Origin of the sequence: Nocardiopsis sp. CNR-923, assembly GCF_001942255.1 — a bacterium.
Classification (GTDB): Bacteria; Actinomycetota; Actinomycetes; order Streptosporangiales; family Streptosporangiaceae; genus Nocardiopsis.
This window is the reverse complement of sequence record NZ_MKKC01000063.1, coordinates 23,629-48,436: the sequence shown is the minus strand read 5'-3', so window position 1 is coordinate 48,436 and position 24,808 is coordinate 23,629. Positions and strand designations below refer to the sequence as shown.

At 70.3% G+C, this 24,808-nt stretch carries 31 protein-coding genes and 4 tRNA genes; 20 read left to right on the top strand and 15 right to left on the bottom strand.

What is annotated here, in order from left to right:
• Positions 1–531: 531 nt before the first annotated feature.
• Positions 532–1,725 carry a nitrate/nitrite transporter gene (locus BJF83_RS05520; RefSeq protein ID WP_075925437.1) on the top strand — a complete coding sequence of 398 codons (1,194 nt, stop codon included), beginning with the start codon at positions 532–534 and terminating at the stop codon, positions 1,723–1,725.
• 51 nt (positions 1,726–1,776) lie between these two features.
• On the opposite strand, the gene BJF83_RS05515 is transcribed toward BJF83_RS05520, so the two are convergent.
• Positions 1,777–2,502 carry an rRNA methyltransferase gene (locus BJF83_RS05515; RefSeq protein ID WP_075925436.1) on the bottom strand — a complete coding sequence of 242 codons (726 nt, stop codon included), beginning with the start codon at positions 2,500–2,502 and terminating at the stop codon, positions 1,777–1,779.
• Between the two features lie 116 nt (positions 2,503–2,618).
• Positions 2,619–2,693, bottom strand: a tRNA-Asp gene (locus BJF83_RS05510).
• A gap of 96 nt (positions 2,694–2,789) precedes the next feature.
• Here BJF83_RS05510 and BJF83_RS05505 point away from each other — a divergent pair.
• Entirely contained in the window at positions 2,790–3,218 is a 429-nt protein-coding gene (locus tag BJF83_RS05505; RefSeq protein WP_075925435.1) for an RNA-binding S4 domain-containing protein, read from the top strand.
• Between the two features lie 31 nt (positions 3,219–3,249).
• On the opposite strand, the gene BJF83_RS05500 is transcribed toward BJF83_RS05505, so the two are convergent.
• The 5 genes from BJF83_RS05500 to BJF83_RS05480 all read right to left on the bottom strand — a co-directional run bounded on the left by BJF83_RS05500 (position 3,250) and on the right by BJF83_RS05480 (position 6,157).
• The gene (locus tag BJF83_RS05500) at positions 3,250–4,041 is read right to left on the bottom strand and encodes an alpha/beta fold hydrolase (protein ID WP_075925468.1); all 792 of its coding nucleotides are present in this window, start codon (positions 4,039–4,041) and stop codon (positions 3,250–3,252) included.
• A gap of 84 nt (positions 4,042–4,125) precedes the next feature.
• On the bottom strand, positions 4,126–4,971 hold the full coding sequence (locus tag BJF83_RS05495; RefSeq protein WP_075925434.1) for an ABC transporter ATP-binding protein: 846 nt from the start codon (positions 4,969–4,971) through the stop codon (positions 4,126–4,128).
• A gap of 1 nt (position 4,972) precedes the next feature.
• The gene (locus BJF83_RS05490; RefSeq protein ID WP_083678424.1) at positions 4,973–5,110 is read right to left on the bottom strand and encodes an iron chelate uptake ABC transporter family permease subunit; all 138 of its coding nucleotides are present in this window, start codon (positions 5,108–5,110) and stop codon (positions 4,973–4,975) included.
• Between the two features lie 2 nt (positions 5,111–5,112).
• On the bottom strand, positions 5,113–5,484 hold the full coding sequence (locus BJF83_RS05485; RefSeq protein ID WP_158070336.1) for a hypothetical protein: 372 nt from the start codon (positions 5,482–5,484) through the stop codon (positions 5,113–5,115).
• 85 nt (positions 5,485–5,569) lie between these two features.
• Positions 5,570–6,157 carry a TetR/AcrR family transcriptional regulator gene (locus BJF83_RS05480; protein ID WP_075925432.1) on the bottom strand — a complete coding sequence of 196 codons (588 nt, stop codon included), beginning with the start codon at positions 6,155–6,157 and terminating at the stop codon, positions 5,570–5,572.
• Between the two features lie 129 nt (positions 6,158–6,286).
• On the opposite strand from BJF83_RS05480, the gene BJF83_RS05475 reads away from it, so the two are divergent.
• Together BJF83_RS05475 and BJF83_RS26550 are read left to right on the top strand one after the other, a co-directional pair.
• On the top strand, positions 6,287–6,847 hold the full coding sequence (locus tag BJF83_RS05475) for a hypothetical protein (protein WP_316042211.1): 561 nt from the start codon (positions 6,287–6,289) through the stop codon (positions 6,845–6,847).
• 454 nt (positions 6,848–7,301) lie between these two features.
• A complete protein-coding gene (locus tag BJF83_RS26550; RefSeq protein WP_143831797.1) occupies positions 7,302–7,805 on the top strand; it encodes a hypothetical protein in 504 nt (167 codons plus the stop codon).
• 52 nt (positions 7,806–7,857) lie between these two features.
• On the opposite strand, the gene BJF83_RS05470 is transcribed toward BJF83_RS26550, so the two are convergent.
• Genes BJF83_RS05470 through BJF83_RS05460 form a run of 3 tightly spaced genes read right to left on the bottom strand, consistent with a single transcriptional unit; the run spans position 7,858 to position 9,696 of the window.
• Entirely contained in the window at positions 7,858–8,085 is a 228-nt protein-coding gene (locus BJF83_RS05470) for a hypothetical protein (RefSeq protein ID WP_075925431.1), read from the bottom strand.
• Positions 8,086–8,087: 2 nt separating this feature from the next.
• Positions 8,088–8,924: a phosphoribosylaminoimidazolesuccinocarboxamide synthase gene (locus BJF83_RS05465; protein WP_075925430.1), complete on the bottom strand. Its 837-nt coding sequence runs from the start codon at positions 8,922–8,924 to the stop codon at positions 8,088–8,090.
• Between the two features lie 7 nt (positions 8,925–8,931).
• Positions 8,932–9,696, bottom strand: coding sequence for a GntR family transcriptional regulator (locus BJF83_RS05460; protein WP_262391339.1), 765 nt, complete (start codon positions 9,694–9,696; stop codon positions 8,932–8,934).
• 623 nt (positions 9,697–10,319) lie between these two features.
• Between BJF83_RS05460 and BJF83_RS27355 the strand changes: the two genes are divergently transcribed.
• The 13 genes from BJF83_RS27355 (at position 10,320) to BJF83_RS05405 (ending at position 18,059) form a co-directional block, all read left to right on the top strand.
• Positions 10,320–10,496, top strand: coding sequence for a hypothetical protein (locus BJF83_RS27355; protein ID WP_158070335.1), 177 nt, complete (start codon positions 10,320–10,322; stop codon positions 10,494–10,496).
• A complete protein-coding gene (locus BJF83_RS05455; protein WP_262391338.1) occupies positions 10,484–10,672 on the top strand; it encodes a hypothetical protein in 189 nt (62 codons plus the stop codon). Before BJF83_RS27355 ends, BJF83_RS05455 begins: the two co-directional genes overlap by 13 nt.
• Positions 10,673–10,754: 82 nt before the next feature.
• Positions 10,755–10,895, top strand: a complete 141-nt coding sequence (locus BJF83_RS27810; RefSeq protein ID WP_187347096.1) for a hypothetical protein — start codon at positions 10,755–10,757, stop codon at positions 10,893–10,895.
• Positions 10,888–11,313, top strand: a complete 426-nt coding sequence (locus BJF83_RS05450; RefSeq protein ID WP_075925428.1) for a hypothetical protein — start codon at positions 10,888–10,890, stop codon at positions 11,311–11,313. Before BJF83_RS27810 ends, BJF83_RS05450 begins: the two co-directional genes overlap by 8 nt.
• Complete coding sequence (locus BJF83_RS05445) at positions 11,310–12,563, top strand: winged helix-turn-helix domain-containing protein (protein WP_075925427.1); 1,254 nt, start codon at positions 11,310–11,312, stop codon at positions 12,561–12,563. Before BJF83_RS05450 ends, BJF83_RS05445 begins: the two co-directional genes overlap by 4 nt.
• A complete protein-coding gene (locus BJF83_RS05440) occupies positions 12,560–12,847 on the top strand; it encodes a hypothetical protein (protein ID WP_075925426.1) in 288 nt (95 codons plus the stop codon). Before BJF83_RS05445 ends, BJF83_RS05440 begins: the two co-directional genes overlap by 4 nt.
• Positions 12,844–13,119, top strand: a complete 276-nt coding sequence (locus BJF83_RS05435; RefSeq protein ID WP_075925425.1) for a hypothetical protein — start codon at positions 12,844–12,846, stop codon at positions 13,117–13,119. The genes BJF83_RS05440 and BJF83_RS05435 overlap by 4 nt, the downstream gene beginning before the upstream one ends.
• Positions 13,109–13,477 (top strand): hypothetical protein, encoded by a 369-nt coding sequence (locus tag BJF83_RS05430; RefSeq protein ID WP_075925424.1) that lies wholly within the window; start codon positions 13,109–13,111, stop codon positions 13,475–13,477. Before BJF83_RS05435 ends, BJF83_RS05430 begins: the two co-directional genes overlap by 11 nt.
• A 64-nt stretch (positions 13,478–13,541) precedes the next feature.
• The gene (locus BJF83_RS05425) at positions 13,542–15,566 is read left to right on the top strand and encodes a hypothetical protein (protein WP_075925423.1); all 2,025 of its coding nucleotides are present in this window, start codon (positions 13,542–13,544) and stop codon (positions 15,564–15,566) included.
• Positions 15,567–15,837: 271 nt separating this feature from the next.
• Positions 15,838–16,164, top strand: coding sequence for a hypothetical protein (locus tag BJF83_RS05420; protein WP_075925422.1), 327 nt, complete (start codon positions 15,838–15,840; stop codon positions 16,162–16,164).
• Positions 16,164–17,009: a hypothetical protein gene (locus BJF83_RS05415; protein WP_075925421.1), complete on the top strand. Its 846-nt coding sequence runs from the start codon at positions 16,164–16,166 to the stop codon at positions 17,007–17,009. The genes BJF83_RS05420 and BJF83_RS05415 overlap by 1 nt, the downstream gene beginning before the upstream one ends.
• A gap of 10 nt (positions 17,010–17,019) precedes the next feature.
• Positions 17,020–17,712 carry an ATP-binding protein gene (locus BJF83_RS05410; RefSeq protein WP_075925420.1) on the top strand — a complete coding sequence of 231 codons (693 nt, stop codon included), beginning with the start codon at positions 17,020–17,022 and terminating at the stop codon, positions 17,710–17,712.
• Positions 17,713–17,810: 98 nt separating this feature from the next.
• Positions 17,811–18,059, top strand: coding sequence for a helix-turn-helix transcriptional regulator (locus tag BJF83_RS05405; RefSeq protein ID WP_369974512.1), 249 nt, complete (start codon positions 17,811–17,813; stop codon positions 18,057–18,059).
• A gap of 1,566 nt (positions 18,060–19,625) precedes the next feature.
• Here the strand turns inward: BJF83_RS05405 and BJF83_RS05395 are convergent.
• The 4 genes from BJF83_RS05395 to BJF83_RS05380 form a co-directional block, all read right to left on the bottom strand.
• Positions 19,626–19,699: transfer RNA gene (locus BJF83_RS05395), tRNA-Phe, on the bottom strand.
• A gap of 28 nt (positions 19,700–19,727) precedes the next feature.
• A tRNA-Asp gene (locus BJF83_RS05390) sits at positions 19,728–19,802 on the bottom strand.
• Positions 19,803–19,891: 89 nt separating this feature from the next.
• Positions 19,892–19,964, bottom strand: a tRNA-Glu gene (locus BJF83_RS05385).
• Between the two features lie 89 nt (positions 19,965–20,053).
• The gene (locus tag BJF83_RS05380; protein ID WP_187347095.1) at positions 20,054–21,583 is read right to left on the bottom strand and encodes a metallophosphoesterase; all 1,530 of its coding nucleotides are present in this window, start codon (positions 21,581–21,583) and stop codon (positions 20,054–20,056) included.
• A gap of 102 nt (positions 21,584–21,685) precedes the next feature.
• Between BJF83_RS05380 and BJF83_RS05375 the strand changes: the two genes are divergently transcribed.
• The 3 genes from BJF83_RS05375 to BJF83_RS27350 all read left to right on the top strand — a co-directional run bounded on the left by BJF83_RS05375 (position 21,686) and on the right by BJF83_RS27350 (position 23,942).
• Complete coding sequence (locus BJF83_RS05375) at positions 21,686–22,027, top strand: metallopeptidase family protein (RefSeq protein ID WP_075925419.1); 342 nt, start codon at positions 21,686–21,688, stop codon at positions 22,025–22,027.
• Positions 22,028–22,214: 187 nt separating this feature from the next.
• Complete coding sequence (locus BJF83_RS05370) at positions 22,215–23,519, top strand: MFS transporter (protein WP_075925418.1); 1,305 nt, start codon at positions 22,215–22,217, stop codon at positions 23,517–23,519.
• A gap of 252 nt (positions 23,520–23,771) precedes the next feature.
• On the top strand, positions 23,772–23,942 hold the full coding sequence (locus tag BJF83_RS27350) for a hypothetical protein (RefSeq protein WP_158070334.1): 171 nt from the start codon (positions 23,772–23,774) through the stop codon (positions 23,940–23,942).
• 86 nt (positions 23,943–24,028) lie between these two features.
• Here BJF83_RS27350 and BJF83_RS05360 read toward each other — a convergent pair whose 3' ends face one another.
• Positions 24,029–24,805, bottom strand: a complete 777-nt coding sequence (locus BJF83_RS05360; protein WP_083678423.1) for an SGNH/GDSL hydrolase family protein — start codon at positions 24,803–24,805, stop codon at positions 24,029–24,031.
• Between the last annotated feature and the right edge of the window lie 3 nt (positions 24,806–24,808).

Here is a 24,808-nt window from a genome sequence, read left to right as displayed (position 1 = left end):
CGATCGGGCGCCCCCCGCGGTCACCGCGCACGCGGAAATAGATGTCGCGCGTGTACGGCGCGCCGCGCGGACAACCGCGCGACCCGAGTTCCGGGTGGCCCGGGACGATCGACGGAAAATCGGCCGCGCGCGTTTCGTGGATGACGAATCCGTCCTCGACTCCCACCTCGCGCGAACAAGGACCGCTGGAGTTCACGCCGTGTGCGGGACGGTAGGGACGGCCGCGCGAGCGCCGCCCCTGCCACCGCGCACCACCGCCCTGAACAGTCCCGCCACCCGCATCGTCCATCGCCGGGTCCGTGACCGCCCGGTGCTCGTCCCCGCCCGCGACCTCGCCCTGGGGAATTCCGCCTTGACCTCGTGCCGCCATCGCCACAACACTCCGTTTGCCTTTTCCTGGCCCTGCGGGATCCGGCCCAGCACCCGCCACATTCCGTTAATGAATATGCCTGCTCCGGCACGGATGTCACGTATCCCACTCCGATTTCGGCGACAATCGCCGCGAATCGACGACGAGGGGGAGTTCTCCACATGCGCACGCATGTCGCGGGACACGCGACACGGAACGGAACCGCGGGCGGTAACCTCGCCCTGGCCACCGCGGCGTTCGCCCTGACGCTCTGGGCGTGGAACCTCGTCGGGCCGCTGTCGCGCTCCTACGCCGACGCCCTCGGTCTCACGAACGCCCAGACCACCGTCCTGGTGTCCCTGCCCACCCTTTCGGGCGCGGGCGCACTCGTGGCGGTCGGCTTGCTGGCCGACCGCTTCGGCGGTCGGGTGACGCTCGCGGCCGTGTGTCTGGCGACCGCCGTCCCGACGCTCCTGCTCGGGGTGGCGTCGACCTCCTACGGGCTGCTCGTGCTGTGGACGCTGCTGCTGGGGGTGGCGGGCGCCTCGTTCGCCGCGGGGCTCCCGTTCGTCGCCTCCTGGTTCCCGTCGGGGCGGCGCGGGTTCGCCACGGGGGTGTTCGGCGCGGGCATGGTCGGCATGGGCCTGTCCACGTTCCTCACGCCGCGCCTGGTGACGGCGGTCGGGGCCGCCGGAGCCCACCTGCTGCTGTGCGCCGCCCTGGTCGCGATGGGCGTCGTGACGTGGGTGTTCGGCCGCGACGCGCCCGAATGGCGGTTTCCGCTCGACGCCTCGCGGATCCGGGTGCGCGACGCGTTCGAACTGGCCGTGGCGTGGCGGGCGGCACTGCTGTACGCGGTGGCCTTCGGCGGCGTGGTCGCCTTCACCACCGCGTTGCCGACGCTGCTCACCGCGGACCACGCGTACACCGTGGCCGAGGCCGCGCTGCGCACGACAGGGTTCGCGGTCGTGGCGATGCTGGCGCGGGCGTGCGGCGGCCTGCTCTCGGACCGGATCGGCGCGGCCCGGGTCTGTGTGGCGTCGTTCGTGGGGACGGGCGTGTTCGCCGTCGCACTGGCGCTGCACCCGCCCGCGGGGTTCCTGTCCGGCGTTGCGTTCACCCTGGTCGCGGCCTCGCTGGGGCTGGGTACCGGCGGTGTGATGGCACTGGTGGCCGAGGCGGTGGATCCGCGACAGGTGGGAACCGTGAGCGGCATGGCGGGGGCGGGCGGCGCGCTGGGCGGGTTCCTGCCGCCGGTGCTGCTGACCGGGATCCAACGGGCGACGGGCGAGTACACGCTGGGGTTCGTCCTCCTCGCGATCACCGCGCTCGCGGTGGCCGTCTACGCCGCGCGCACCGCGCGTGCGCGCGGTTGACCACGCGCCTGGCCGCGCTGCGCGGCCCCGGGGCCGCGCAGCGACCGAAGGCTACGGCGCCACGTCGCGAGCCCGCACGAGGACCGCCGAACGGTTGCCGACCCGCACGCGTTCCAGGGCACGCACACCCTCGGGGAGCGCGATCCGACGGGTGCGCGCCGCCACGACCACCACCGCCCGCTCGGGCAGGACACGGCCCAGTGAGGCCAGCAGAGCGCCCACCGGATCCTCTCCCGGCACGCCCCCGGACCACCGCGTCATCTCGCCGTAGGGCACGTCCGTCACGACCAGATCGGCGCCGACCGGCTCGCCCAGGGCGAACACGTCGGCCACCGCCGCGTCGTGCGGAAGGTCCCCGCCCATCGCGGCCAGCCCGGCGGCGAGGTTCGCGGCGGCCTCCGCCCGCTCCACGAACGCCACACGGCCGAAGTCCCTGGCCGAACGGCGCAACTCGGCCTCCCGTGTGGCGAGGCCCGACGCGGTGAGCAGCTCCAGGTTGCGCGCGGCCAGGTCGACCGCGTCCGCGTCCACGTCCGACGCCCGAACGTGGGAGACGCGATCGCGGTGCAGCAGGCCCAGCACCGTCAGCAGGTAGCCACCGCCACAGCAGGGGTCCCACAGGCGTACCGGGCTGTCGTGCACGTGCGCCAGCCCCCGTTGGAAGAGTTCGCTGGCCAGCCGCACCGGGAAGCCCGGGTAACCGGGCGCCGAGCGCAGCACCTGGCCGCTCGCCAGCGCCGAGTGGTCCGCCCGTTCGACGGCGTACCGGTAGCCCAAGGTTCCGTCATCCTCCCGTGCCCGATGCCGTCGCCCCCGAGGGGATCTTCCCCGTCAGCCGGGTTCCACCCCACAACGACAGGAGCCCGGCACCTCGCGGTGCCGGGCTCCGACTGCGGTCCTGACGGGATTTGAACCCGCGGCCTCCACCTTGACAGGGTGGCGAGCACTCCTAACTGCTCCACAGGACCTCGTTGCAGGAACAACTCTAGCGCGACTTTGGAGTACTTCGTACCGGCCCCGCCTAGAGTGGTGGACGACGCCCCACGAGACCGAGAGGAGACGGCGTGAGCGAACCGTCGGCCCCCCTGCCGCCCGGACCGGAGTCGACCCGGGTGGACCGCTGGCTCTGGGCCGTCCGCCTCACCAAGACCAGGTCCGACGCCGCCCAGGCCTGCCGCGCCGGACACGTGCGCGTCAACGGACGCCCCGCGAAGGCGGCCACCACGGTGCGAGCCGGGGACGAGGTGCGCGTCCGACTGCACGGAACGACGCGGCTCGTCGACGTGAGTCACGTCATCGCCAAGCGGGTCGGCGCGCCCGTCGCGACGCGGTGCTACCTCGACCGGACGCCCGCTCCCGCGCCCCAGGCGACGGCGCCCGTCATCCGGCGCGACCGGGGCGCGGGCCGTCCGACCAAACGCGACCGACGCCAACTCGACAGGCTGCGCTCCGACCAGTGGCCGTCGGCCGGAGCCGGACCGGGATCGGCCTGAGCCGGGTGGGAGCCGGCCCGGGCGTCCTCCGTCAACGGGGCAGCGGGTGCTCCGCCAGAAAGTCCAGGACCTCCCGGGTGGCCTTCGGCTCGGCCTCGTGCAGGTAGCCGTGGCGGACGCCGGGCAGGACCGTCAGCCGGGCATCGGGGACGCGTTCGGCGATCAGTGCCGCGTTGCCCACCGGGGTGAGCTCGTCGTCCTCGCCGTGCACGACTAGGGTCGCGGCGGCGATGGCGGGCAGGAGGTCCCACCCGTCGTGGTGCAGACTCGCCTCGTAGTGCCGACGTTGGGCGCGCAGGGAGTTGTGCGGCACGATCGTGGCGACGTGGTCCGGGTGCGCGTCGGCCCAGGCGGGTGTGTAGAACAGGTGCGCGATGAGCCCGCGTCCCTCCTCGGTGTTGGCCTTGCGCAGGGCCAGCGAGGCCGCGGCCGGTCGCTCGATCTCGTGCTCGCCGCCCGGGGCGGTCGAGCCGAGGACGAGCGCGCCGACCCGTTCGGGAGCCGTGGCCGCCAGCGTCTGCGCGACCTTGCCGCCCATGGAGAAGCCGTAGACGTGGGCGCGCGCGACGCCGAGGTCGTCCAGCACGGCGAGGGCGTCGCGCGCCAGGAGGTCCATCGTGTAGGCGGCGTCGACGGGGGTGTCGCTGCCTCCGGTGCCACGCAGGTCCATCCGTACGACCCGGTGGTGGCGGGCCAGCTCCTCGGCGACGCCGTTCCACATCGTGTGGTCGAGGGACTGGCCGTGGACGAGGAGGAGGGGTTCGCCCTCGCCGAGGGTGTCGTACCAGATCCGGGTGCCGTCAGCGGCGGTCGCGTGGCTCACGTGGCCGGACACTACCCGAGCGGCGGGCTGAGCGCCGCGGCCCGGGTCACACCGGGCCCGGTCCGACCGACGGATCGGTTCCGCTCAGCTCGGCAGGTGATCGGGGTTGCGCACGAGCGGGGACAGGCTGGGCGTGCCGGTGACCGGGTCCGGGTACACCTTCGCCGACAGCCCGAAGACGTCCTGGACGAGTTCCTCGGTGACCACCTCCCGGGGCCGCCCCGCGGCGTACACCCGCCCCTCCCGCATCGCCACCAGGTGGTCGGAGTAGCGCGAGGCCAGGTTGAGGTCGTGCAGGACCATGACGACCGTCGCGCCCTGGGTGCGGTTCAGCTCCAGCAGGAGGTCCAGCACCTCGACCTGGTGCGCGATGTCGAGAAACGTCGTCGGCTCGTCGAGCAGCAGCAGGTCGGTGCGCTGGGCGAGGGTCATCGCGATCCACACCCGCTGCCGCTGTCCTCCCGACAGCTCGTCGACCGACCGCTCCGCCAGTTCCAGCGTGTCGGTGGCCGTCAGGGCCTCCTGCACCGCCCGGTCGTCCTCGGCCGTCCAGCGCCGGAACCACCCCTGGTGCGGGTAGCGCCCGCGCCCCACGAGGTCGGCGACCGTGATCCCGTCGGGTGCGACCGGGTTCTGCGGCAGCAGCCCGATGATCCTGGCCACGTCGCGGGTGGAGATCCCGTGGATGTCGGCGCCGTTGAGCAGTACCTTCCCCGATCGCGGGGCGAGCAGCCTGGCCAGGCCACGCAAGAGGGTGGACTTGCCGCAGCCGTTCGCCCCGACGATCGAGGTGACCACGCCTGGCGGCACGCTGACCGTGAGGTCGTGCACGACCGCCTCCTCCCCGTACCCGAGGGTCAGCCCCTCGGTCTCCAGCGAGGAGAAGGCGAGCACGGAACTTCCCGCCCGCCCGGTGTCGGCCAGAGTCATGTCAACCACCTGCCCCGGACCGGTCGGTCCGCATGAGGAGCCAGAGAGGGTAGGGCGCGCCCACGACACCGGTCACCACGTCCACGGGGAGAGTGGTCTCGGGGATCGTGTACCGCGCGAGGAGGTCGGACGCGAGCATGGTCACTGCGCCGACCAGCGCCGCCGGGACCGTTCCACGGACACTCCCAGGGCAGCAGCCGGGTCGCCGCCGAGTTCGAGCGAACGCAGCCGCCCGTCCAGCACGTCCACGAGGATCCCGGCGCAGGCCGACAGCGGGTTCAGCGTCGGCCAACCCGCGCGCGCCAGACTACCCGTGATCCAGGTCAGGGCCACCTGCGCGTCACCAACGTCGCTCTGGACGGAGGGCCCAGGAGACGGCGCTCGTGGCCAGAGCCGCCGCATCCGACGCCGCAGCGGGCTGGACACGCCGTACACGACCACCGCAGCCGCCTCCGCGATCGCGAACCAGACGTGGCCCTCGGGCGCGGCCACGCCGAACAGGCTGATCGCCACGGCCACGGAGAGGGACGCGCCGGCGTCGACCCCGGGCAGCCCGGGGGTTGCGCGTCAACCCCTGCATCACCGCGCCGGGCGAACGTCAGGAGGAACCGTGGGTCTCGGGGAGGAAGCGCTCGACCGCGGCGTCGACCAGGGCGCGGGCCCGCTCCTCGGAGATGACCTCGGGAAGGGTGAGCCGATCCAGGATCAGCCAGTTCAACGCCAGGTAGAGCAGGACGACGGAGGTGTCGTCGCCGGGGAAGCCGGTGCGGACGTGGAAGTCGGTGTTGGCGTCGAGGTCCGCCCGGACCCGCTCGGTGAGCAGACGGCGCAGCTCGGGGCGGCGGGTCGCCTCCAGACGGAGCTCGATCTGGGCGAGGAAGCCGGAACGGAAGTCGCTGACGCGGCCCACAACCTCGTGCATGAGCTCGGTGACCCGGGCGCGGTCGCGCGGACCGCCCTCCGCGACAGCGACGAGGTCGACGCCGGCCTCCAACCTCTCGTAGAACCGGTGGCCGACCTGGGTGAGCAGGTCGTCGCGGTTGGCGAAGTAGTTGGAGGCCGTTCCGCCGGGAACGGCCGCCTCCTGGTCCACGGCTCGGAAGGTCAGGCCGCGCGCACCCTCGCGGGCGAGCACCTCGATGGCCGCGTCGAGCAGGGCGGCCCGGCGTTCGGGATTCTGCCGCATGGAAGAGTCCTCCGTTCGGTGTTGACACCACTCTGTACGTAGTACTACAGTTCAACCACTCTAACCATAGTACTACACATGAGACCAACGGGTTCGGTGCGAATCCCGAGCACGAGGAGGGGCACGCGCTTGCGCAAACTCGTCTACTACGTCGGCATGTCCATCGACGGCTACATCGCGGGCCCCGAGGGCCAGATCGACCTCTACCCGGTGACCCAGGACGTCGTCGACCTGATCGTCGGGGAGTTCCCGGACGCCCTGCCGACCCACGTCCGCGCACAGCTGGGCGTGGACGCCCCCAACCCGAACTTCGCGGTCACCGTCATGGGCGGGGCGACCTACGCCCCCGCCCTGGAGATCGGCGTCACCAGCCCGTACGCCCACCTGCGGCAGTACGTGGTGTCGGAGAGCTCGGGGAGAGCCCGGACCCCGCAGTGGAGATCATCACCGCCGACGTCGTCGAACGGGTGCGCAGGCTCAAGGCCGAGGAGGCGAAGGACGGAGGGGACGTCTACCTGGCGGGCGGCGGCCGTCTGGCTGGCGCCCTGCTCCCGGAGATCGACTCGCTCGTCATCAAGCTCTACCCGACCGTCCTGGGCGCCGGAATCCCGCTGTTTCGCGCCGAGTTCTCGCCGACGCTGTTCACACTCAGAGAGTCCCGCCCCCTGGAGAGCGGCACGGTCCTGCTGACTTACGACAGGCGGTGAGCACCCACCGGCACCCGCCACGGCCCACCGACGACCACCGACGACCACCGACACAGCAAAGCGCCCCGCTGCCTGTCTTCCCAGGTGGCGGGGCGTTTTCGCATGTCTGCGAGAGGTGGCTAGGGGCGGGGTCGAACCGCCGACCTTCCGCTTTTCAGTAGGCCACACTGAACCCAGCAGAACCCACCTTGACCTGCATAAACAGAAGGATCTGCTTTCTCATAGCGGAGCTTGGACGCGGATTGGCCGCTTGGCCTCAGACGAGACCACCCAAGACGGCGAAATCTCGAAGGATCCCACTGCGCAATATCCCATGATCACGTAAGCGGATGTTTCTTGACTAGTTGAGGATCTAAGGTCGAACCCTTGTTCGCACGATCGTGTATCCTTGGCCCTGCCAACTATTTGGGGGAATATTGGCCACTCTGAACCGTGTCATGAAGTCCACTTCAGGACTCAACACCATCGCCGCACAGGCCCAGCGCTTCGCCCTGGGCAACCTCGGAATGATCAGAACGGATCGCTCCGGCATCTTCCTGGGCGCCGCACTCGCGAACACACAGCCTCGACCCTTCGGAATCAGCACGCACCTCGAAGATGTCATGAAGTCCACCTCGGGACTCAACACCATCGCCGCACAATTTGCCCAAGCCCATTTTGCAGACTTCACATCAGAACTGTGGAAGCAAGCCAGGCAAGAAGCACATAAAGCTGCGGATGCCGATACCGTCGATCGCGACTACATTTTTTATGTCGCTTTGATCATGTATGTGGTTGCCCTAGGTTTCGTGTTTGATATGTTTTTTTCGGACTTCGAAGATCCAAATAGGTTCGAATTCTTCGCAGCCACCCTCACCGCCAACGGCGCTGGGGCCATGGCATATAGCGCAACCAGAAAGTTCCCAACCTGGGTAGACCGCCAACTCAAGGGCGTACAATAAAAAGCGCCTGGGAAAATGTCCCAGGCACTTAATATTCCGTCGAATTGTGATGCTAGTGCTTGGTTGACCGTTGCTCGTCAGCGTCTTCCCAGGTGCGGTTCATCGCGCCCTTGAGGACTTCCACGTGGTCAACGACGGGATCGATTCCGAAGGAACGCAGAAGCAGCATCGCGGCGTGCTCGGGCTTCGGATCGTCCTGCGCGACCGGCTGAAGGCCCTCACTCTCCAGGAGTTCCCGCACCTGCCGCACGAGCTTGTTGCGGTCGTAGCTCTGATACATGCTCACGCCTCCCAGCGCTTGCCGGTGATCCGCTCGTAGACCTCGATGTACCTGGCCCGGGTCGCTTCCACGATCTCGTCGGGGATCTCGGGGCCGGGCGGGGTGCGGTCCCAGTCAGTGACCGTGCTCGACCAGTCCCGTACGAACTGCTTGTCGAACGCGTGTTGGGGCCTGCCCGGCTCCCAGTCGTCCGCAGGCCAGAACCGCGACGAGTCCGAGGTCAGAACCTCATCTGCGAGCACGAGCGTACCGTCCGCCGCACGGCCGAACTCCAGCTTGGTGTCAGCGATGATGATGCCGCGCTCAGCCGCGATCTCCGCACCACGCTTGTACACGTCCAGGGTCACCGTGCGCAGGCGGTCAGCGGTCTCCTGGCCGATCTCCTCGACCACGTCGGCGAAGGTGATGAACTCGTCGTGGCCTTCGGTCGCCTTGGTCGTGGGGGTGAAGATCGGTTCGGGGAGCTTGGACGCCTCCACCAGGCCCTCGGGGAGCTTGATGCCCGAGACTGTGCCCTGCTTCTCGTACTCCTTCAGCCCGAGGCCCGCGAGGTAGCCGCGAGCGATCCACTCCACGGGGAGCATGGTGAGCTTCTGGCAGCGCACCGCGCGCCCGGCCCACTCCTCCGGAACGTCCGTCGCGGAGATGATGTGGTTGGGCACCACGTCGGCCAGCTGCTCGAACCACCACAGCGAGAGCTGGGTGAGGACCTTGCCCTTGTCGGGGATGGGGGTGGGCAGCACGACGTCGTAGACGCTCACGCGGTCCGAGGCCACCAGGATGAGGTCGTCACCATCGGCGTAGACGTCGCGCACCTTGCCCGAGTGCAGCAGTTCCATGTCGCTCCTACCTGGAGATCTCGTAGTTGTACGTGGCCCAGCGACGGGCCACGGAGACGGACTGGCCGAACTCGATCACGTCGCCCTCGGCGTTCAAGACCCAGTTCTGCTTGCGCAGGACCGGGGAACCGAGCGGGATGCCAAGCGCCGCGGAGTCCTCCTCCGAGGCGATGTCCGCGCGGAGCTGGTCCTTACCCGCCGCGGCCGTGAGCCCCGCTTGCTCCTCGATGTACTTCGGTGTGCCCTGCGGCAACCGCCTCGCCTCCAGGAGGAGGGGAGCGCTGTCGGCCAGCTCGCCCGTGAACCAGGACGTGCTGGCCGAGGAGGGCACGTCATCCCGAAGAGTGATCCGCTGGCGTCGGATGACGTGCGTACCGGCAGGCACACCGAGGGCGTCCGCGACTTCCTCGGGTGCCGGCACCAGTTCGGCCGACGTGATCTCTGCACGCTCGTTCGCCGCGTAGATCCGACCTTCCAGGCTGCGGAGCACACGGTCCTTGGCGCTGGCCGCCGCTTGGTCGCGGGTGACGATGCTGCCCTTGCCGGGTTCGCTGCGCACCAGGCCCTCAGCCTTGAGCACCCCGACGACCTTGGTCGCGGTCGCGAGCGAGATCTTCCACTTCGCGGCGATGGAGCGGACTGAGTCGATCTTCTGCCCGTCCTGGAGAGCGCCGGACTCGATCTCAGCCTTGATGTGCTTGACGACCTGCATGTAGGGCGGGTCGGTGCGTTGGACCTGAGGGGACACGTGCGGCTCCTTCGTGGTGAACATGATCAGTGTACTAGTACGCATAAATGTTCGGGCATGTGACCTGGGACTCTGCGATCCTCAACGCACTCAGGCCAAGGAATATGCCAACTGTACTAGGACACATGACGCTTGCGTGCTATAACAGTTTCACGGCCACCGGCCGCAGCCCGGAAGAGGACTCCGGTGACCAGGGCAGAGCCCTGTCCATCGCGTGGAATCCCCGAGCGCACGAGCTTTCACAAGCCCTTGAGGCACATAGCGCGCAAGCCCTTACCCCACCCCGAGCAGACAAGGGGCGGCGAAGGGAAGACGTGGCCACGGCACCCCGACAAGGGTGCGCCGACCGGCGGAGACCGGGGGTACGGAATGGCCGCGCCGCACCCCAGGGGTGCCTGTCCGACCCCGCTTCTCGGCACAACACGGGACACGGGACCGGGCCGGGACCACCCGGGTCCATCAGGGCCGTCACCGGCTCGAACAACCGACCAACCAAAGACGAGTCCCGCCGGGATGCCGCCCGGCGGGACTCCTACGCACTCGCTCACCTGCAAGGAGCAGCACATGCGCACCACCATGATGCCGTCCCCGACGCTCCCGAGAACAGCACTACTCCCCCCGCACCGTTCGAGGTCGCCCCCGCAGCGTTGGACGTCCTCGGCATCACCGACACCGACGACCTGTTCGCCGCCGAACTGGCCGACGAGAGCGACCAGGAGCGCGCCGCCCGCTTGGCCGCCGCAGCGGACATCCTCGACGACCGCCTGACCGAGATCACCCACGCCGCCCTGGCCTCCGAGGACATCCGGGGGTGGGCGCTGTGACTCCCGACCTGCTGCCCCTGGTGATCGCGACCGCTGTCCTCGTTCTCCTGCTCGTGCTGGGGGCACTCCGCGTGGCTGCCGCCTACCGCAAGGTCCGCTCGAAGCTGCGTCGCCTGTCCCGCACCCGCCTGGTCGTCACCCACACCGCCCGCCGCCGGAAGGGAGGTCGGCGCTGATGCTGCTCGCGATCCTGACCGTCCTGGCCTACCTCGCGCTGGCCGCCCTGATGCTCACTCCCCCGTTCTGGAGGTCGCGCTGATGGCTCCGCTGATCTCGCTGTTCGCCCTGTTCGTCCTGTGCGCTCTGGTCTACCGGCTCGTCGGCATCCCGATCGTGAACATCCGTGCTGACCTGCGCACCATCCGTCGCCTCTCCAAGCTGGGAGACCGCCGTGACTGACCCCCGCGTCCCGCTGACCGACTACATCGACGAGACCCGCGCCGAGCTTGCCCGCGCAGACGCTAAGGCGTCCGCGCTGACCGCCCTGGGAGGTGCCTCGCTGGCGGTGCTGGCGGCCGGACCGCTGCTGACCGGCGGCACCACCGCGCACTGGGTGCTGCGGGGCGGAGCCCTGCTTCTGGTCGTGGCACTCGTCGTGCTCCTGACGGTCGTCCGCCCCCGCAGCATCAGCGCTCCGTTCGCCCGGATCACCGACGACCCCGAGAGCTGGAAGCCCGAGCGCACCCGCGAGCGCCTGGTCAACCTGGCGGCCGTCGCCTCCATCAAGTTCGTCCGCATCCGCATCGCCGTCGACCTGCTGATCGCTGCCGCTCTCGTCATCGGAGCTGGCCTGGTCTGGATGGGAGCCACCTCATGAACCTCCGCCGCAGGCACACGAACAAGACCACCGACGTGGTGACCGACCTCCAAGAGCGCATCCGTCAGGCTCAGGCCCTGGCGGCCGTGCCCGAACAGAAGCTGCTCGCGGACCCGCGCCTGAACCCGCAGACCAGGGCGACCGCTGACCGCCTCCAGGCGGAGCGGCTGGCGACCGGCCTGGAGATGGAGCACCGCCGGGAGCTGCGGGCGGTGCGCGAGGCCGACCGGCGCGCCGAAGAAGTCATCCGGGCGGCCGCCGCCGTGGACGCCGCCCGCGCCGCGACGGATGAGTCCTACACCGTCCTCGACCTCGTGCGCAGCCGTACGCGGTTCTCCCGGCTGTGCCTGGGAGCCTCGATCGTGCTGTCAGTCGGGTCCGCGATGGGACTGGAGGCGGCCGTGGTCGCCCACCACCCGACCGCCCCGGACGGCATCGGCTACCTCGCCGAAGTCGCCCTAACCGGGATGTCGACCACCGCGATCCTGTGGGCCGGGAAGCTGGCCCGCGCCGAAGCCCTTCCCTCCAAGGGGCGGGCTCGAACCACGCTGATCGCGCTGATCGCGGTGCCACTGCTGGTGAGCATCATCGGGTCCACAATCGGCTCCGGCCCAGTCGGAGCCGTGGCGTCGCTGGGAGCAGCGGCGTTCTCCGCGATGGCGTACCTGGTGGCCACTACCTCCGCCGCCGCGATCACCGCCCTGGTGGGCCGCATCGACGGCCGCACCCGGACCACGGCGACCGACGTGCCCGCCGACGACGGGGACCAGGAGCACGGGGAGCCGACGGGTCCGCTGCCGCACCGCACCGTCGGGCAGGCTCTGGAGGTCGTGGGAGAGGAGATCGCGGAACAGGCCGCCGACTACCTCCGAGACCACACCCGCTCACACGGCGGTCCGTCTGAGCGCTCGCACGACACCACCCGCTCACACGGGCAGACTCCGGACCGCTCGCACGGCGACGACTCCCCCGACGACAACGGGGTCAACGCCGCATCTGACGAGGTTACCCCGTCTGAGCGCCCGTGTGAGCGGGACCGCTCGCACGGCGACGACGAGTCGTCTGAGCGTGTGCTCACCGCGCAGGAGCGCCGACGCCTGAAGGGCATCGAGAACCGTCGCCGCGTCGCGGACTTCCTGTCCGATCACCCCGGCGCTCCCACGGGTGAGATCGCCCAAGCGCTCGGTCTGGCCGCCTCGACCGTCCGCCGGATCCGCCGCGAGATCGAGGATGGAGGCGACACGGCATGACCGTCCGCCACCGCCCCAAGGTGCGCCGCTGGCGCGAGGAGACCTCCCAAGGCGAGGCGTGGTGCTACACGGTCCGCTGCTCCTGCGAGGCCGAGTTCGACGAGCACTACACCAAGCGCCTGGCCGAGAACGACAAGGCCAAGCACCTGATCGAGGTCGCCCCGCCGCACTCCGAGCGGTGCCGCGACCCCAGGAAGCACCGCTGCCAGTCCTGGGACCGGTGCCCGGTGTGCGCTGACCAGCTGACCCTTCCCGGATTCGAGAGCCTGGAGGTGGCCGGATGAGCCGCCGCCCGACCTGGCGGGTGCGCCTCGCGGCGGCCGCCTCGTTCGTCGACCACCTGCTGTGCCACGCCGACTCACTCATCTGCGCGTGGCTGGACATCCGTCCGCTCCGCAACACCCTCGCCGACGCCGCCGCCTGGCTGGGGCGGACCTGGCGCACCCACCTGCACCGCGCCCACGTGCGCAAGTACGGCCCCGGCCGGGGCGTGATCGCAGTCGTCATCAACCGCCCGACCCACAACAGCGAGAAGGAGCGCGCCCGTGAGCGCTGAGGCCAACTACGCCAAGCAGATCATCGCTGAGCTGGAGGAGATCGAGTTCGAGACCGGCTCCGACATCCGCCGCTACACCGAGCGGGTGCGCCGCCTGTCCCGCGCCCTGGCGATGGAGCTGGAGTACTCCGCCCAGGAGCTGGAAGCGGTGCTCAAGGACCTGCCCCCCGGCGACGGGGAGTCCCACCGCGCGGTGCGCTCGAAGTCCCGCAGCATCGCCCGGCACCTGCGCCGCTCCGCTGAGGCGCAGCGGACCGTGGGCATCGAGGCCGTGCGCACGTGGGGGTCGATGGTCAAGCACTTCGAGCACCTGATCAAACCGAAGAAGCGCAAGAAGACGATCAACCTCGAAGCCTGACCCCACCGCCGGAAGCCGCGGGGCCGCCAGGTGCGGCCCCGCCCCACACGAGAAGGAGCAGCACGTGGCTCGCAACGATCTGGTGGTTCGCGGCCGAGAGGACTCGGAGGCCGCCACCCGCCGCGCCGCGAACACGGTGGACTACGTCCGCCCCTGGCTGGCCGCTCCGGCGCTGATCCCGGCCGGATACCTGACCCACTGGCTGTGGGGCGACCTCGGACTCGGCACCGGCCTGGCCGCCGCCGCGATCACGGCCGCCGGTGGGGTGGTCACCTACGCCACCCACCGACTGACCAACTCCCGCACCTGGTACGCCCACCACATCGCCACCGCCATGACCGGCGGGTCCGCCGCCTGGTTGGCTCTGGCCACCGCGTTCGGCCCCGGTCGTCCGCTGATGGACGCGCTGATCATCGGCGGGTCGGCCGCCGCCGCGATCGCGAACGTGCACCAGTGGGCGCGCTCGCAGGGCAGTGCCGAGGCCGCACGGACGAAGGGGGCCGGGCGCATCCTGCCGACCTTCGAGGAGGTCGCGGCCAAGCTGCGGATCAAGGACATCAAGGCCAAGCTGACCGCCGACACCGAGATGCAGCAGCGCCACACCCTGACCCTGGAGAACGGTGAGACCGCCGAGTCCCTCCAGAACCGGGGCAAGGAACTCGCCAGCGCCTACGGCGTCGCCCCCGGTGCGATCCGCGTGATCGAGGACCAATCCCGCGCGGACCGGGCCGAGCTGGTCATCACGAAGAAGGACGTGATGGGCAAGCTCATCCCCTGGGAAGGGCTCAACCCCGACCACGTGGGAGCCTCGATCGCCGACCACCCGCTGCACCTGGGGGTCTACGAGGACGGGGAGCCGTTCACCAACGAGATCACCAACCGGCACAGCCTGACCGTGGGCATGGCCGGGGCCGGGAAGTCGGTGTACGGCAAGGTCAAGATGGTGCAGGTCGCCGCCCGGTGCGACACGTTCACGCTCGCGGTCGACCTGGCCAAGGGCCGCCAGACCCTCGGTCCGATCGAGGGCGCGATCGGGTGGCCCGCCTACACCAAGAAGGACGCCCGGCTCCTCCTGGAAGCCCTCAAGCGCGCGATCAAGGCCCGCGCCAACCACCTCGCCGACCAGGGGCACTCCCAGTGGGTGCCCGGATGCGGGCTGAGCTTCCTCTACCTGCTGGTGGAGGAGGCGGCCGAGGTCGTCGACTTCGACGAGATCGTGGAGGTGGCCCGGGTCGCCCGGTCGGTCGGCATCCAGTTGGAGCTGTCGTTGCAGCGCGCCACCTGGGGCAACCTCGACACCGACACTCGCGCCAACCTCGGGGACGGGCTCTGCTTCGGAGTGCGCGACCACGCGGACGCCTCGTTCGTACTGCCGGACTACGTCACCGAGGCCGGGTGCGACCCCTCGCGGTGGCGCAAGTCCAAGCCCGGGGCGTTCTTCGCCGCGATCGAGCACACCGACCCCGACCGGCACACCGTGGCGGTCAAGGCGTTCGGACCGCCCTCGACCAACCCGGCCGAGGAGAACAAGGTCCTCAAGGCCGCCGCCGACTCCCTGCCTGCGCAGGACGGCAAGCTCGACCCCGTCACCCGGGCCGCGTTCGGTGAGGCGTACGCGCGGTTCCTGGAGGGCCGGACGGGCGGTGCCGCTCCGCTCGTGGAAACCGCGTCCACCGACGAGCACCAGGAGGACGAGATCGTGACCGCCGACCACGACCAGGAGCACGACGAGATGGATCCGATCGTGTTGACCGTCCCCGACGACAACCCCGACGTCGTGGGCGACCTGGACACCGAGATCCCACCCCTGGAGGAGGGGCAGGACTTCGCGCTGCCGGTGCGTAAGAAGGGCACCAAGGCGTCCGCCGAGAAGGCCCGCGCGGCGATGGACTCGCTGGTCGAGGAGTGGGGACCTGGCCGCACGTTCAAGGCCTTCGACTTGAAGGCGGAGCTGCGGGAGATGGGGGTGGAGCGCAGCAAGAGCTGGCTCTACGGCCAGTTGAGCCGCCTGGAGGGCGACGGCCGTCTTCACCACGAGGACGACGGGTCGTGGACTGTCCTGGAGACCCGCCAACTGGTCGACGCCTGACCCCGGGCGCTGCCTGTGGGGCATCCCGCCCACCGACCGGGGTGCCCTCGCAGGGACCGCCCGCACCGATTCCAAGGGGCTGTCCAACCCCGTTCCAGACAGCCGTCCAAACCCTGTCCAAACCGGGTGTCCAGACCGGTGTGGACACCCTCTGACCTGTAACACCGCGCCGGGGCGTCCACAGCGGCGTCCGCACCGCGACGACGGCCCCACCCTCAGCTTGCAGGCACCGGGCGGGGCCGTCTCTCCCGAAACACGAGAGGACCCCAGTATGACCACCAACCGCGACCTCCAGCGCACGGCCGCGCGCGTTCTCGCTGCTCTGCTCGACACGCCCAACCTGCCGGAAGTGAGCTGGAACCTGTACTCGCCGGGACGCTTCACCCGCTCCTACGTCACCGCGGACCTGAACGCCGACCTGTTGGCGGGACAGGCCGACTCCCACCAGGCGGTCCGGGACTGGGCCGCGCGTCTGGGCACGCGCGTGGAACTGCGCCGCGGCACCACTCCGGACGCACGAGCGATCGTGGACGGGATCGTCGTCCGGGTCTGGTGCGCCCCCGAGTTCCGAGACGACGTGAACGCCTCGGAGGAGTAGTGGCACCGGCCGACCCGAGCACGGTGCGCGGGCGGTGGCTGCGCTACGTCTACGCCACCGCCCGCGTCCCTGACAGCGTGCGCGTACTGCTGTTGGTGCTGGCGGAGCACATGGACGACGACGGCCGTGTCGCGATCAGCCGAGACGACCTCGCGGCATTGCTGTCCCGCGCCCCGCAACGCGTCTCCGGTCGCTCCTCGAAGGCGATCGAAGCGGGGCTACTCCGGCAGGTTCGCCGGGGCACCCGTGGTGCCACGTCCGTCTTCCAGGCGGCCCTTCCCGAGGGCGAGTCCATCACCCCCGTGGGTGACACGTTTCCGGGGAAACGGGTGCCGGATCCAAGTCCCGTTTCCGGGGAAACCGATCACCCCCGGGGAGGACGGGTTTCCGAGGAAACAGGTCACCCCCGGGGGAGACCAAGCGCCTCTGCTTCGTCACCCCCGGGGGCGACGAAGAGCGACGCCCCTATAAGGGAAGGCGTTCGGGAACAGCCGTCACAGGCCACCCCCACCGCCTCTCCGGAACGACCGGACACACCCGCCCAGGTCGGCCACAAGCGCGTCAACGCGCTCGCCACCGTCTACCACCGGGCCACCCACGGCATGGGCGACTGGAACAAGATCCGCGCCGTCGTCAAGAAGGCCCTGAACAGCGGCTACTCGGATGAGGAGATCTCCCGAGGGCTCGAACACGTCGCGGCGGACGGCCGCTTCGCCCTGACCGCCGACACCCTGCGCATCGCGATCAACCGCGCCCGCCCACGCCCTCAGCTGCGTGCCGTGGGCGGACACACCCCGTACCGGAACCCCGGCGACTACGGCGACAACCCGGACCCCTGGTCATGAGAGGCAGCGCATGAACACGACCACCGAAACCCAGTTCTTCGCCCGGCTCGCACGCATCACCCGCGAGAAGGGCCTGGACACCACACCCGGCCCGGTGGAGGACATGCCCCGGCCGGAACTCCCGGGCCACCCCGCCTACCACCACACGCAGCGGGTCAACGCGGCCCTGACCAAGTTCGAGCGCATGACGCCGCCCCGGTACCTGACCGCCTCGACGGAGCACTCCCGGGTCTGCGACTGGGCCGACCAGGTCGCCGCCGACGTCACGCAGGCACCGTCCCTCATGCTCTGGGGCGGCACCGGCACCGGCAAGACCCACGCGGCGTTCGGAGCCGTGCGCAGGATCGCCCTGACCGGCCCCACACGGTTCGGCTTCCTGGCGACGACCTTCCCGGACCTGTACGCCGCGCTCCGCCCCGGAGCGTCCGGCGACCAGGAACGCGAACGGCTCATGCGCCGCGTGCTGAGCGTGCCCGTGCTGCTCCTGGACGACCTCGGGACCACGAAGTCCTCGCCGTGGACCGAGGAGACGACGTACCGGATCGTCAACCACCGCTACAACCGCATGCTCCCGGTGATCCTCACCAGCAACGAACCGCCCGCCGCCCTGCCCGAGCTGATGGGCGACCGGATCGCGTCCCGGCTGATCGAGATGACGACCCGAGTCGAGATGACCGGCGCGGACCGGCGGCTCACCCGATGAGCGCCGCCACCCGCAGCACAGAAGACGGCCCCGGCCTGTACCGCCAAGCACCGCCGGAGCCGCACCCCGAACCCCGTGAGAGGCAAGGAGTACTTCCCATGATGACCGACCGCGCCAAGCCGCGCCGGGTGCGTCCGGCCAAGGCCCCCACCGTCCCCGCGCAGCGCTCCCGGGGTTGGCTGACCGTGGACGAGTTCTGCGGGGAGCTGATGATCAGCCGCGACACCTTCTACGACTGGCGCAAGAAGGGCCGCGCTCCCAAGTGCGCGAAGCTCCCGAACGGGAGCCTGCGCATCCGCCGCTCGGAGTTCGAGAAGTTCATGACCACCGCTGAGGACAACGCCTGATGATCGAGTCCGACGACCTGAGCTACAGGGTCGCCGTCTGGAAGGTCACGACCTACAAGGGCGCCCGGGGCACGACCTACCGGGTGCGCTGGAAGGTCGGCACCGAGGAGTTCAAGGAGCCGTTCAAGAAGAGCGCCCAGGCGGACGCCTTCCGCTCCCAGCTGGTGCAGGCGCAGAGCCGGGGTGAGGCGTTCAGCCTGTCCAAGGGACTGCCCGTGAGCATGCTCCGGGAGGAACGGCCGGAGAAGTCCTGGTACGACTTCGCGGTCTCCTACGTCGACCACAAGTGGCCGGACATCTCCGCCAAGCACCGGGGCAACATCGCGTTCGCCCTGATGATGGCGACGACCGCGCTGCTCACCACCGAGCGGGGCATGCCCGATCCGGCGCTCCTCCGGGCCGCGCTGAGGCGCTGGGCCTACAGCAAGACCTACCGCGCGGCGGAGCGGCCGCCCGAGGTGGAGGAGGCGCTGCGGTGGGTCTATCGGCACAGCCGCACGGTCGGGGAACTGGCCGACCCGAAGGTCGCCGAGGCAGCCGTGCGCGCGGCCACCCGGGACCTGGAGGGCAGGAAGCTGGTGATCGGCTCCCAGCGGCGCAACCACGGCATCCTCAAGGCAGCGCTGGCCCACGCCGTGGGTGAAGGGCTGCTCGAACGGAACCCGATCGGGGACCTGGAGGCCACCACGTCCCGTTCGGTCCACCAGGTCGACCGGCGGTGCGTGGTCAACCCGGAACAGGCCCGGAACCTGCTCGACAAGGTGCGGGAGTACGGCTACGAGGAGACCGAGCGGCGTCAGGGCATGAAGTCCGGTCCGCGGCTGGTCGCGTTCTTCGGGTCGATGTACTACGCCGCGCTCCGGCCCGAGGAGGCGGTGAACCTGCACAAGCACAACCTGTCCCTGCCCGCGCCCCGCACCGACGCGACCGGCTCACCGGTCTACGACTGGGGCGAGATCTACGTGGAGGAGGTCACCCCCGACGCCCGGCCCGAGTTCACCGACGACGGCACCAGCCGCGACACCCGGCGCGGGCCGAAGCAGCGCGAGGCCGGAGAGGTCCGGCCGGTCCCCTGTCCGCCGGAGCTGACCCGGCTCTTCTGGGAGCACCTGGAGGTGTTCGGCACCGACCCCGAGGGTCGGCTGTTCACCGGGGTGCGCGGCGGACCGCTGGCGACGATCACCTACCGGCGCGCGTGGGCGTGGACCCGCGACGCGGTCCTGAGCGAGGCTGAGACGCGTTCTCCGCTCGCGAGGCGTCCGTACGACCTCCGGCACACCTGCGTGTCCACGTGGCTCACGCGGCGTCTCCGAGACGCTCGTGGCCCAGTGGGCGGGGCACAGCGTGGCCGTGCTCAAGAAGATCTACGCCAAGTGTCTCGTCGGGGAGGAGGACCGGGCCAAGCGCCAGATCGAGGAGGCCCTGCGCCGCTCCTGAACGTGGCCGCGCATTGGCCGCAGGCACCCACCGGCACCCGCCACGGTCCACCGACGACCACCGACACAGCAAAGCGCCCCGCTGCCTGTCTTCCCAGGTGGCGGGGCGTTTTCGCATGTCTGCTACAGGTGGCTAGGGGCGGGGTCGAACCGCCGACCTTCCGCTTTTCAGGCGGACGCTCGTACCAACTGAGCTACCTAGCCATGCGCGCCGATCTCCCGGCGGCATCTGCGGTCCTGACGGGATTTGAACCCGCGGCCTCCACCTTGACAGGGTGGCGAGCACTCCTAACTGCTCCACAGGACCTTGTTCGCCTGTCACGCCGGGAGCATGGCCCCGGCGCGCAGCTGCGGTCATCATTCTGCCAGATGCCCGGCAGTGGTCCGACCGCGTCGTACCCCCAACGGGATTCGAACCCGCGCTACCGCCTTGAAAGGGCGGCGTCCTAGGCCGCTAGACGATGGGGGCCCGTGTGACAGGTCAAGCATAGGGGAGATTCCCACCAACTCCAAAGCGATTCGCCCACGCCTGACGGCCTCGCGTCACCAGCGCGAACGTCACCCCTCGGCCGTGCTCTCCGGCGTGTCGGCCGCGTCGCCGGACTCGCTCCCCCGATCCCCCACCGGGCGGCCGGACTCGGGTTCGATGTGCCGCTCGACCTGCGCGGACGTCAGGCCGATGCCCCCGAGGTCGATGTCGTCACGCGCCTGGAGGCGTCCCGTCTCCGCGTCCAGGTACAGCACCGAGGCCTGGTACGGGATGGGCCGCCCCGAACCGTGATCAAGGCCACCCAGACCCGCGCCGCCCGTGGAACCCTGGACGAGGAACCGCGTCCCCTCCGTGCCCGACCGCGTCGACCGCTGGTGCTCGTCTCCCGTGAGCACGAGCGGAACCACCCCGTCGAAGGCCTCCGCTTGCGCGCGCGTGTGCAGCACGGCCACGTCCACCTTCTCGCCGGACTCGGCCACCGACTCCGCCTGATCCTCGCCCAGGCCGGCGATCTCCCCGGGCCCGGGGTTGAGCCGGGTCGCGTCCGGGGTGAATCGGGGGTCGCCCGCGCCGAAGAAGGTCAGGCCCGCGACCTCGCGCACCTCGCCGTCGAGCACCACGGCGTTCGGCTGGGCGGCCACCGCCCGCTGGGTGCCCATGGAGTCGTGCTGGCCGCGCACCCACACGTAGGGGACCTCCAGGTCCGCGATCTCGTCGGCGAAGGCGTCCTCCGCCGCGCTCCCCCTGTCGGTCAGGTCGCCCGAGTCCACGACCACGTCGATCGCGTACTGCTGGGTCAGCGTGCCGATGATGGCCCAGGACGCCGGGTTGAGGTGGATGTCGGACACGTGCAGCACACGGATCACCGACTCGTCCTCCTCGTACACCGGAAGGGTCGAGGTCGCCTCGTAGAGCATCGACACGTTGCCCACCAGGCCGGCGAGTTGCTCCTGGTACCGCGTGAACCGGCTGACCACGGCCTCGGCACTGCCCACCACCTGCGGCGCGCCCGCGATCAGCCCCGTGTACCGGGGCTCGGCGATCGCGCTGGGGTTGAACGTGGCCGCCGCGACCGCCGCGGACGCGACCAGCGCCACCAGCGACACGGCCGCGCTGCCCACGGCCCGCCACACGTTCCGGAACAGCAGCAGCCCCATGGCCAGCGCGCCCAGCGCCGCGACCAGCAGCGCACGGACCGCCAGGGCGATCACGCCCTCGCGCAGGTCCTCTCCGATGCCCGCGGCCATGCGGTTGATCGAATCGGGATCGGTGAACATCTCCTCGGCCGCGGCGAGCCGGATGTCGGAGATCGTCGCCTCCACCCGTAGCGGGGCCCGGTGCGTGTCGAAGGTCAGTTGGCCGAAGGGCGCGACGTCGACGACGGTCTCGCCGCGCCACTGGGGGACCAGGGCGAAGGTGACGTCGGCGGGGCCGATCGGTGTGACGACGTGGCCGCCGAGCGCCAGCCCCAGCCAGCCCCCGACCAGGCCCGCCGCGACCACGCACGCCCAACGCCACGCACGCCCGGCCCTCGCCCGGGCGAGGGCACCCCGGAAGTCGTACGCGCGGACCGCTTCCCATGACAACACATCCCCCATGATGCCGCCCCGGGGAGCCGTTCCCAATGTTTCCTCCCATCCAGAGTGTTATGTCTCCCCGGATCGCTACCGGCCCCGTCGGACAGGCAGCACAATGTCTGTGTGGTGGAACTGACGCGCGCACGCTTCGAGGAACTGGTCGCCGACGCCCTGGACGAGATCCCCCCGCACCTGGCGCGGCTCATGGACAACGTGGTCATCACCGTCGAGGACGAGTCGCCCGACGGGCTGCTCGGGCTCTACGAGGGCGTCCCCCTGACCGAGCGGGGCGACACCTACTTCGGAGTACTGCCGGACCGGATCTTCATTTACCGGCGTGACATCTGCGCGATCTGCGAGACACCGGAAGAGGTCGTCGAGGAGGTACGCGTAACCGTCATTCACGAAATCGCGCATCATTTCGGGATCGACGACGCACGACTCGACGATCTCGGCTGGGCCTGAATTCTCCGGAACCGAGACCCAGAACCCGCCTGACCTGGGAGTACGCATGTCGTGACAGTAACCCAGCGCAACGAATCAGACACGAAATCCCCAAAGGTGGTTGCGGCCGCATCGCCAATCAGGAACGGTTGGTCACTGGGACGCGACACAGTGTGAATTCAACCCTGTAACGATGAGGGAGCGCAGGGTGACAAATCCGAGCCTCGACAAATCGCCCGACCACGGGGGCCACGAACCCCCCAGCACCCCGAACGACACCTGGCGGAGCAGCTACCGCGAGGTCGTGCGCATCGGCGAGTTCCGCTCCATCTGGCTCGCCCACGCCCTCTCGATGATCGGCGCCAACGTGCTGAACATCGCCACCAGCATCCTCGTCTACCAGCTCACCGAGTCCGCGTTCGCGACCGGCGTCACGCTCGCGGTCACCTTCCTGCCCCCGTTCATCGCCGGTCCACTGCTGTCCGGACTGGCCGACCTCTTCCCGCGCCGCCAGGTCATGGTGGCGTGCGACCTGATCCGCGCGCTCGTCGTCGTCCTCATCGCCGTTCCGGGCATGCCCGTCTGGGCGATCTGGCTACTGCTGTTCTGTTCGGTGCTGCCCTCGATCCCGTTCGCCGCCGCGCGCGCGGCCCTGATGACCGAGATCGTCCAGGGCGAGCGCTACGTGGCCAGCACCGCGATCATCCAGCTCACCTCACAGGTGGGCATGCTGACCGGCCTGGTGGCGGGAGGCGTCGTCGTGGGGCTCATCGGCCCGCACGTGGCCGTGGCCGCCAACGGCGCGGTCTTCGTCCTGTCCGCCGTCATCGTCTTCGCCGGGGTCCGGTTCCGCCCCGCAGCCCGCACCGATGACCAGGACCGCCCGGGCTTCCTCGCGATGACCCGGGACGGCGCCAAGCTGGTCTTCGGAGACTCCCGGCTGCGCACGCTCGCCCTGCTCGGCTGGCTCGCCGGTCTGTACTCGATCCCCTACGGCCTCGCCAAGCCGATCACCACCGAGATCGGCGCGGGGGACGCGGCGACCGGGTTCATCATGGCGGGGTCCTCGGTCGGCGCCCTGATCGGCGGTCTGGTCCTGACCCGTCTGGTGCCGCCGCCCACCCGGATGCGACTGTTGGGCCCGCTGGCCGTGCTCACCTCGATCCCGTTGCTGCTGTGGCTGTTCCACCCGCCACTGTGGCTGATGGTCACCGCGCTCGCACTGGTGGGGGTCGCGGGTTCCTACCAGTTCGTGGCCAACGCGGCGTTCGTCCTGTGCGTGCCCAAGGAGGGGCGGGCGCTGGCCTTCGGGCTGGTCGCGGCCGGACTCCAGGTCGCGCAGGGCCTGGGCATCCTCGTCGCCGGGTTCTGCGCGGAGTTCTTCAGCACCGGCTCCGTGATCGTGGTGGCGGGCGGTCTGGGGGTCCTGGCCGCCGCCGTCCTCTCCGTGCCCTGGGCCCGGGCGGCCGGGCCCACGATCGAGCGGATGAACGAGACGGAGCGGTCCGCCTAGGGCGTCTTCCGTGGCTGCTGCCCGTCGCGAGCGGCGTGTCCGGTACGGCACTCGCGAGGCCGAAGAGGGGGTGCCCCACCGTGCCCGCTCCGCACGCTCCGCGGTGTCACACAGCGAAGGCCCGGGTGGGGTCCCGTCGACTGATGAGAACACGGCGAGAGTCGTGCCGACTCCCATGTGCCTGGCGATGACCGGCCGCCGGAACTCGCCTTCCGGGCTGACCCGCTGTCCCCCACACCCAGGGAGCACGTGATGACCGTCCCGTCCGCGGGGCTCGTGCGCTCGGAGCTCCGGGAGCGCGTGCTCAACTCGTCGTTCGTCCGCTCGTCACCGAGCGATGAGGAAGGGCTGCGGATCGTCTACCCGTTGCCGGGCCGCAGGGCCCGGGACACGGTCGCGGCGACCGTCCCCGTAGCGTGCTGAATCCGGCGTACGGGCGGTGGACCCCGTTGCCGCCGGCGGGGGCGCCGGCCTTCGCCCGAACACCGCTCGCGGGCGACCGACGGCGATCACGGGCGGGCGGGTCGGACCGGCTCCAGCCGGGGCCGCTTCGCCCGACGGCCGTCGCCCGACGAACGCCCGCGCAGGCGCCGAAGCAGCCAGGGACCGAGGAAGGTCGTCGCCCAGGTGAGTTCGGCCGCCGCCCGGTGCCAGGGCGGCACCGGCGCGAGCGGGGGGAGCGGGTCGGACCAGGAGGCGTCGACGCCCGGGACACCGAGCGTGTGCGCTACCGCCGCGGCGATCCTCGTGTGCCCGAGCGGTGTGGCGTGGATGCGGTCGGCACTCCACAGCCGGGGATCGGTGGTCACCGAGTGGGGGAAGGTGTCGACCACCACGGCGCCGTGGCGTCGGGCCATGGCCCGCACGCGGTCGTTGAGGTCCAGGACCCGCGGACGCAGGCGCCCCACCACAGGGGCGATCCGTGCGATGTCCGGGAAGGTGAAGGTGACCACGGTCGCCCCCGAGGCGGTGAACCCGGCCAGCATCGCCTCCAGGTGGGCGGCCGTGGAGTCAGCGTCGAACCGTGGCCTGACCAGGTCGTTCATGCCCGCCATGACGGTCACCAGGTCCGGCTCCAAGGCCAGTGCGGGTGCGGTCTGTTCGGCGCGGATCCGGGCGGTCAGTCGCCCCCGCACGGCGAGGTTGGCGTAGCGGAACTCGGGTTCGCCGACGGCGAGCGTCTCGGCGAGCCGGTCGGCCCAGCCGCGGTAGCCGGTGGTCTCGTCGCCGTCGTTCAGTCCCTCGGTCTGACTGTCGCCGACCGCGACGTAGCGCAGGTATCCCACCCG

Excerpts from the sequence above, each read along its gene's own strand:
- BJF83_RS05520 (WP_075925437.1), top strand. The coding sequence starts at position 532 with ATGCGCACGCATGTCGCGGGACACGCGACACGGAACGGAACCGCGGGC.
- BJF83_RS05495 (WP_075925434.1), bottom strand. The coding sequence starts at position 4,971 with ATGACTCTGGCCGACACCGGGCGGGCGGGAAGTTCCGTGCTCGCCTTC.
- BJF83_RS05490 (WP_083678424.1), bottom strand. The coding sequence starts at position 5,110 with ATGCTCGCGTCCGACCTCCTCGCGCGGTACACGATCCCCGAGACCACT.
- BJF83_RS05480 (WP_075925432.1), bottom strand. The coding sequence starts at position 6,157 with ATGCGGCAGAATCCCGAACGCCGGGCCGCCCTGCTCGACGCGGCCATC.
- BJF83_RS26550 (WP_143831797.1), top strand. The coding sequence starts at position 7,302 with ATGAAGTCCACTTCAGGACTCAACACCATCGCCGCACAGGCCCAGCGC.
- BJF83_RS05470 (WP_075925431.1), bottom strand. The coding sequence starts at position 8,085 with ATGTATCAGAGCTACGACCGCAACAAGCTCGTGCGGCAGGTGCGGGAA.
- BJF83_RS05465 (WP_075925430.1), bottom strand. The coding sequence starts at position 8,924 with ATGGAACTGCTGCACTCGGGCAAGGTGCGCGACGTCTACGCCGATGGT.
- BJF83_RS05460 (WP_262391339.1), bottom strand. The coding sequence starts at position 9,696 with ATGTTCACCACGAAGGAGCCGCACGTGTCCCCTCAGGTCCAACGCACC.
- BJF83_RS27810 (WP_187347096.1), top strand. The coding sequence starts at position 10,755 with ATGGCTCCGCTGATCTCGCTGTTCGCCCTGTTCGTCCTGTGCGCTCTG.
- BJF83_RS05445 (WP_075925427.1), top strand. The coding sequence starts at position 11,310 with ATGAACCTCCGCCGCAGGCACACGAACAAGACCACCGACGTGGTGACC.
- BJF83_RS05440 (WP_075925426.1), top strand. The coding sequence starts at position 12,560 with ATGACCGTCCGCCACCGCCCCAAGGTGCGCCGCTGGCGCGAGGAGACC.
- BJF83_RS05435 (WP_075925425.1), top strand. The coding sequence starts at position 12,844 with ATGAGCCGCCGCCCGACCTGGCGGGTGCGCCTCGCGGCGGCCGCCTCG.
- BJF83_RS05420 (WP_075925422.1), top strand. The coding sequence starts at position 15,838 with ATGACCACCAACCGCGACCTCCAGCGCACGGCCGCGCGCGTTCTCGCT.
- BJF83_RS05410 (WP_075925420.1), top strand. The coding sequence starts at position 17,020 with ATGAACACGACCACCGAAACCCAGTTCTTCGCCCGGCTCGCACGCATC.
- BJF83_RS05405 (WP_369974512.1), top strand. The coding sequence starts at position 17,811 with ATGATGACCGACCGCGCCAAGCCGCGCCGGGTGCGTCCGGCCAAGGCC.
- BJF83_RS05380 (WP_187347095.1), bottom strand. The coding sequence starts at position 21,583 with ATGGGGGATGTGTTGTCATGGGAAGCGGTCCGCGCGTACGACTTCCGG.
- BJF83_RS27350 (WP_158070334.1), top strand. The coding sequence starts at position 23,772 with ATGACCGTCCCGTCCGCGGGGCTCGTGCGCTCGGAGCTCCGGGAGCGC.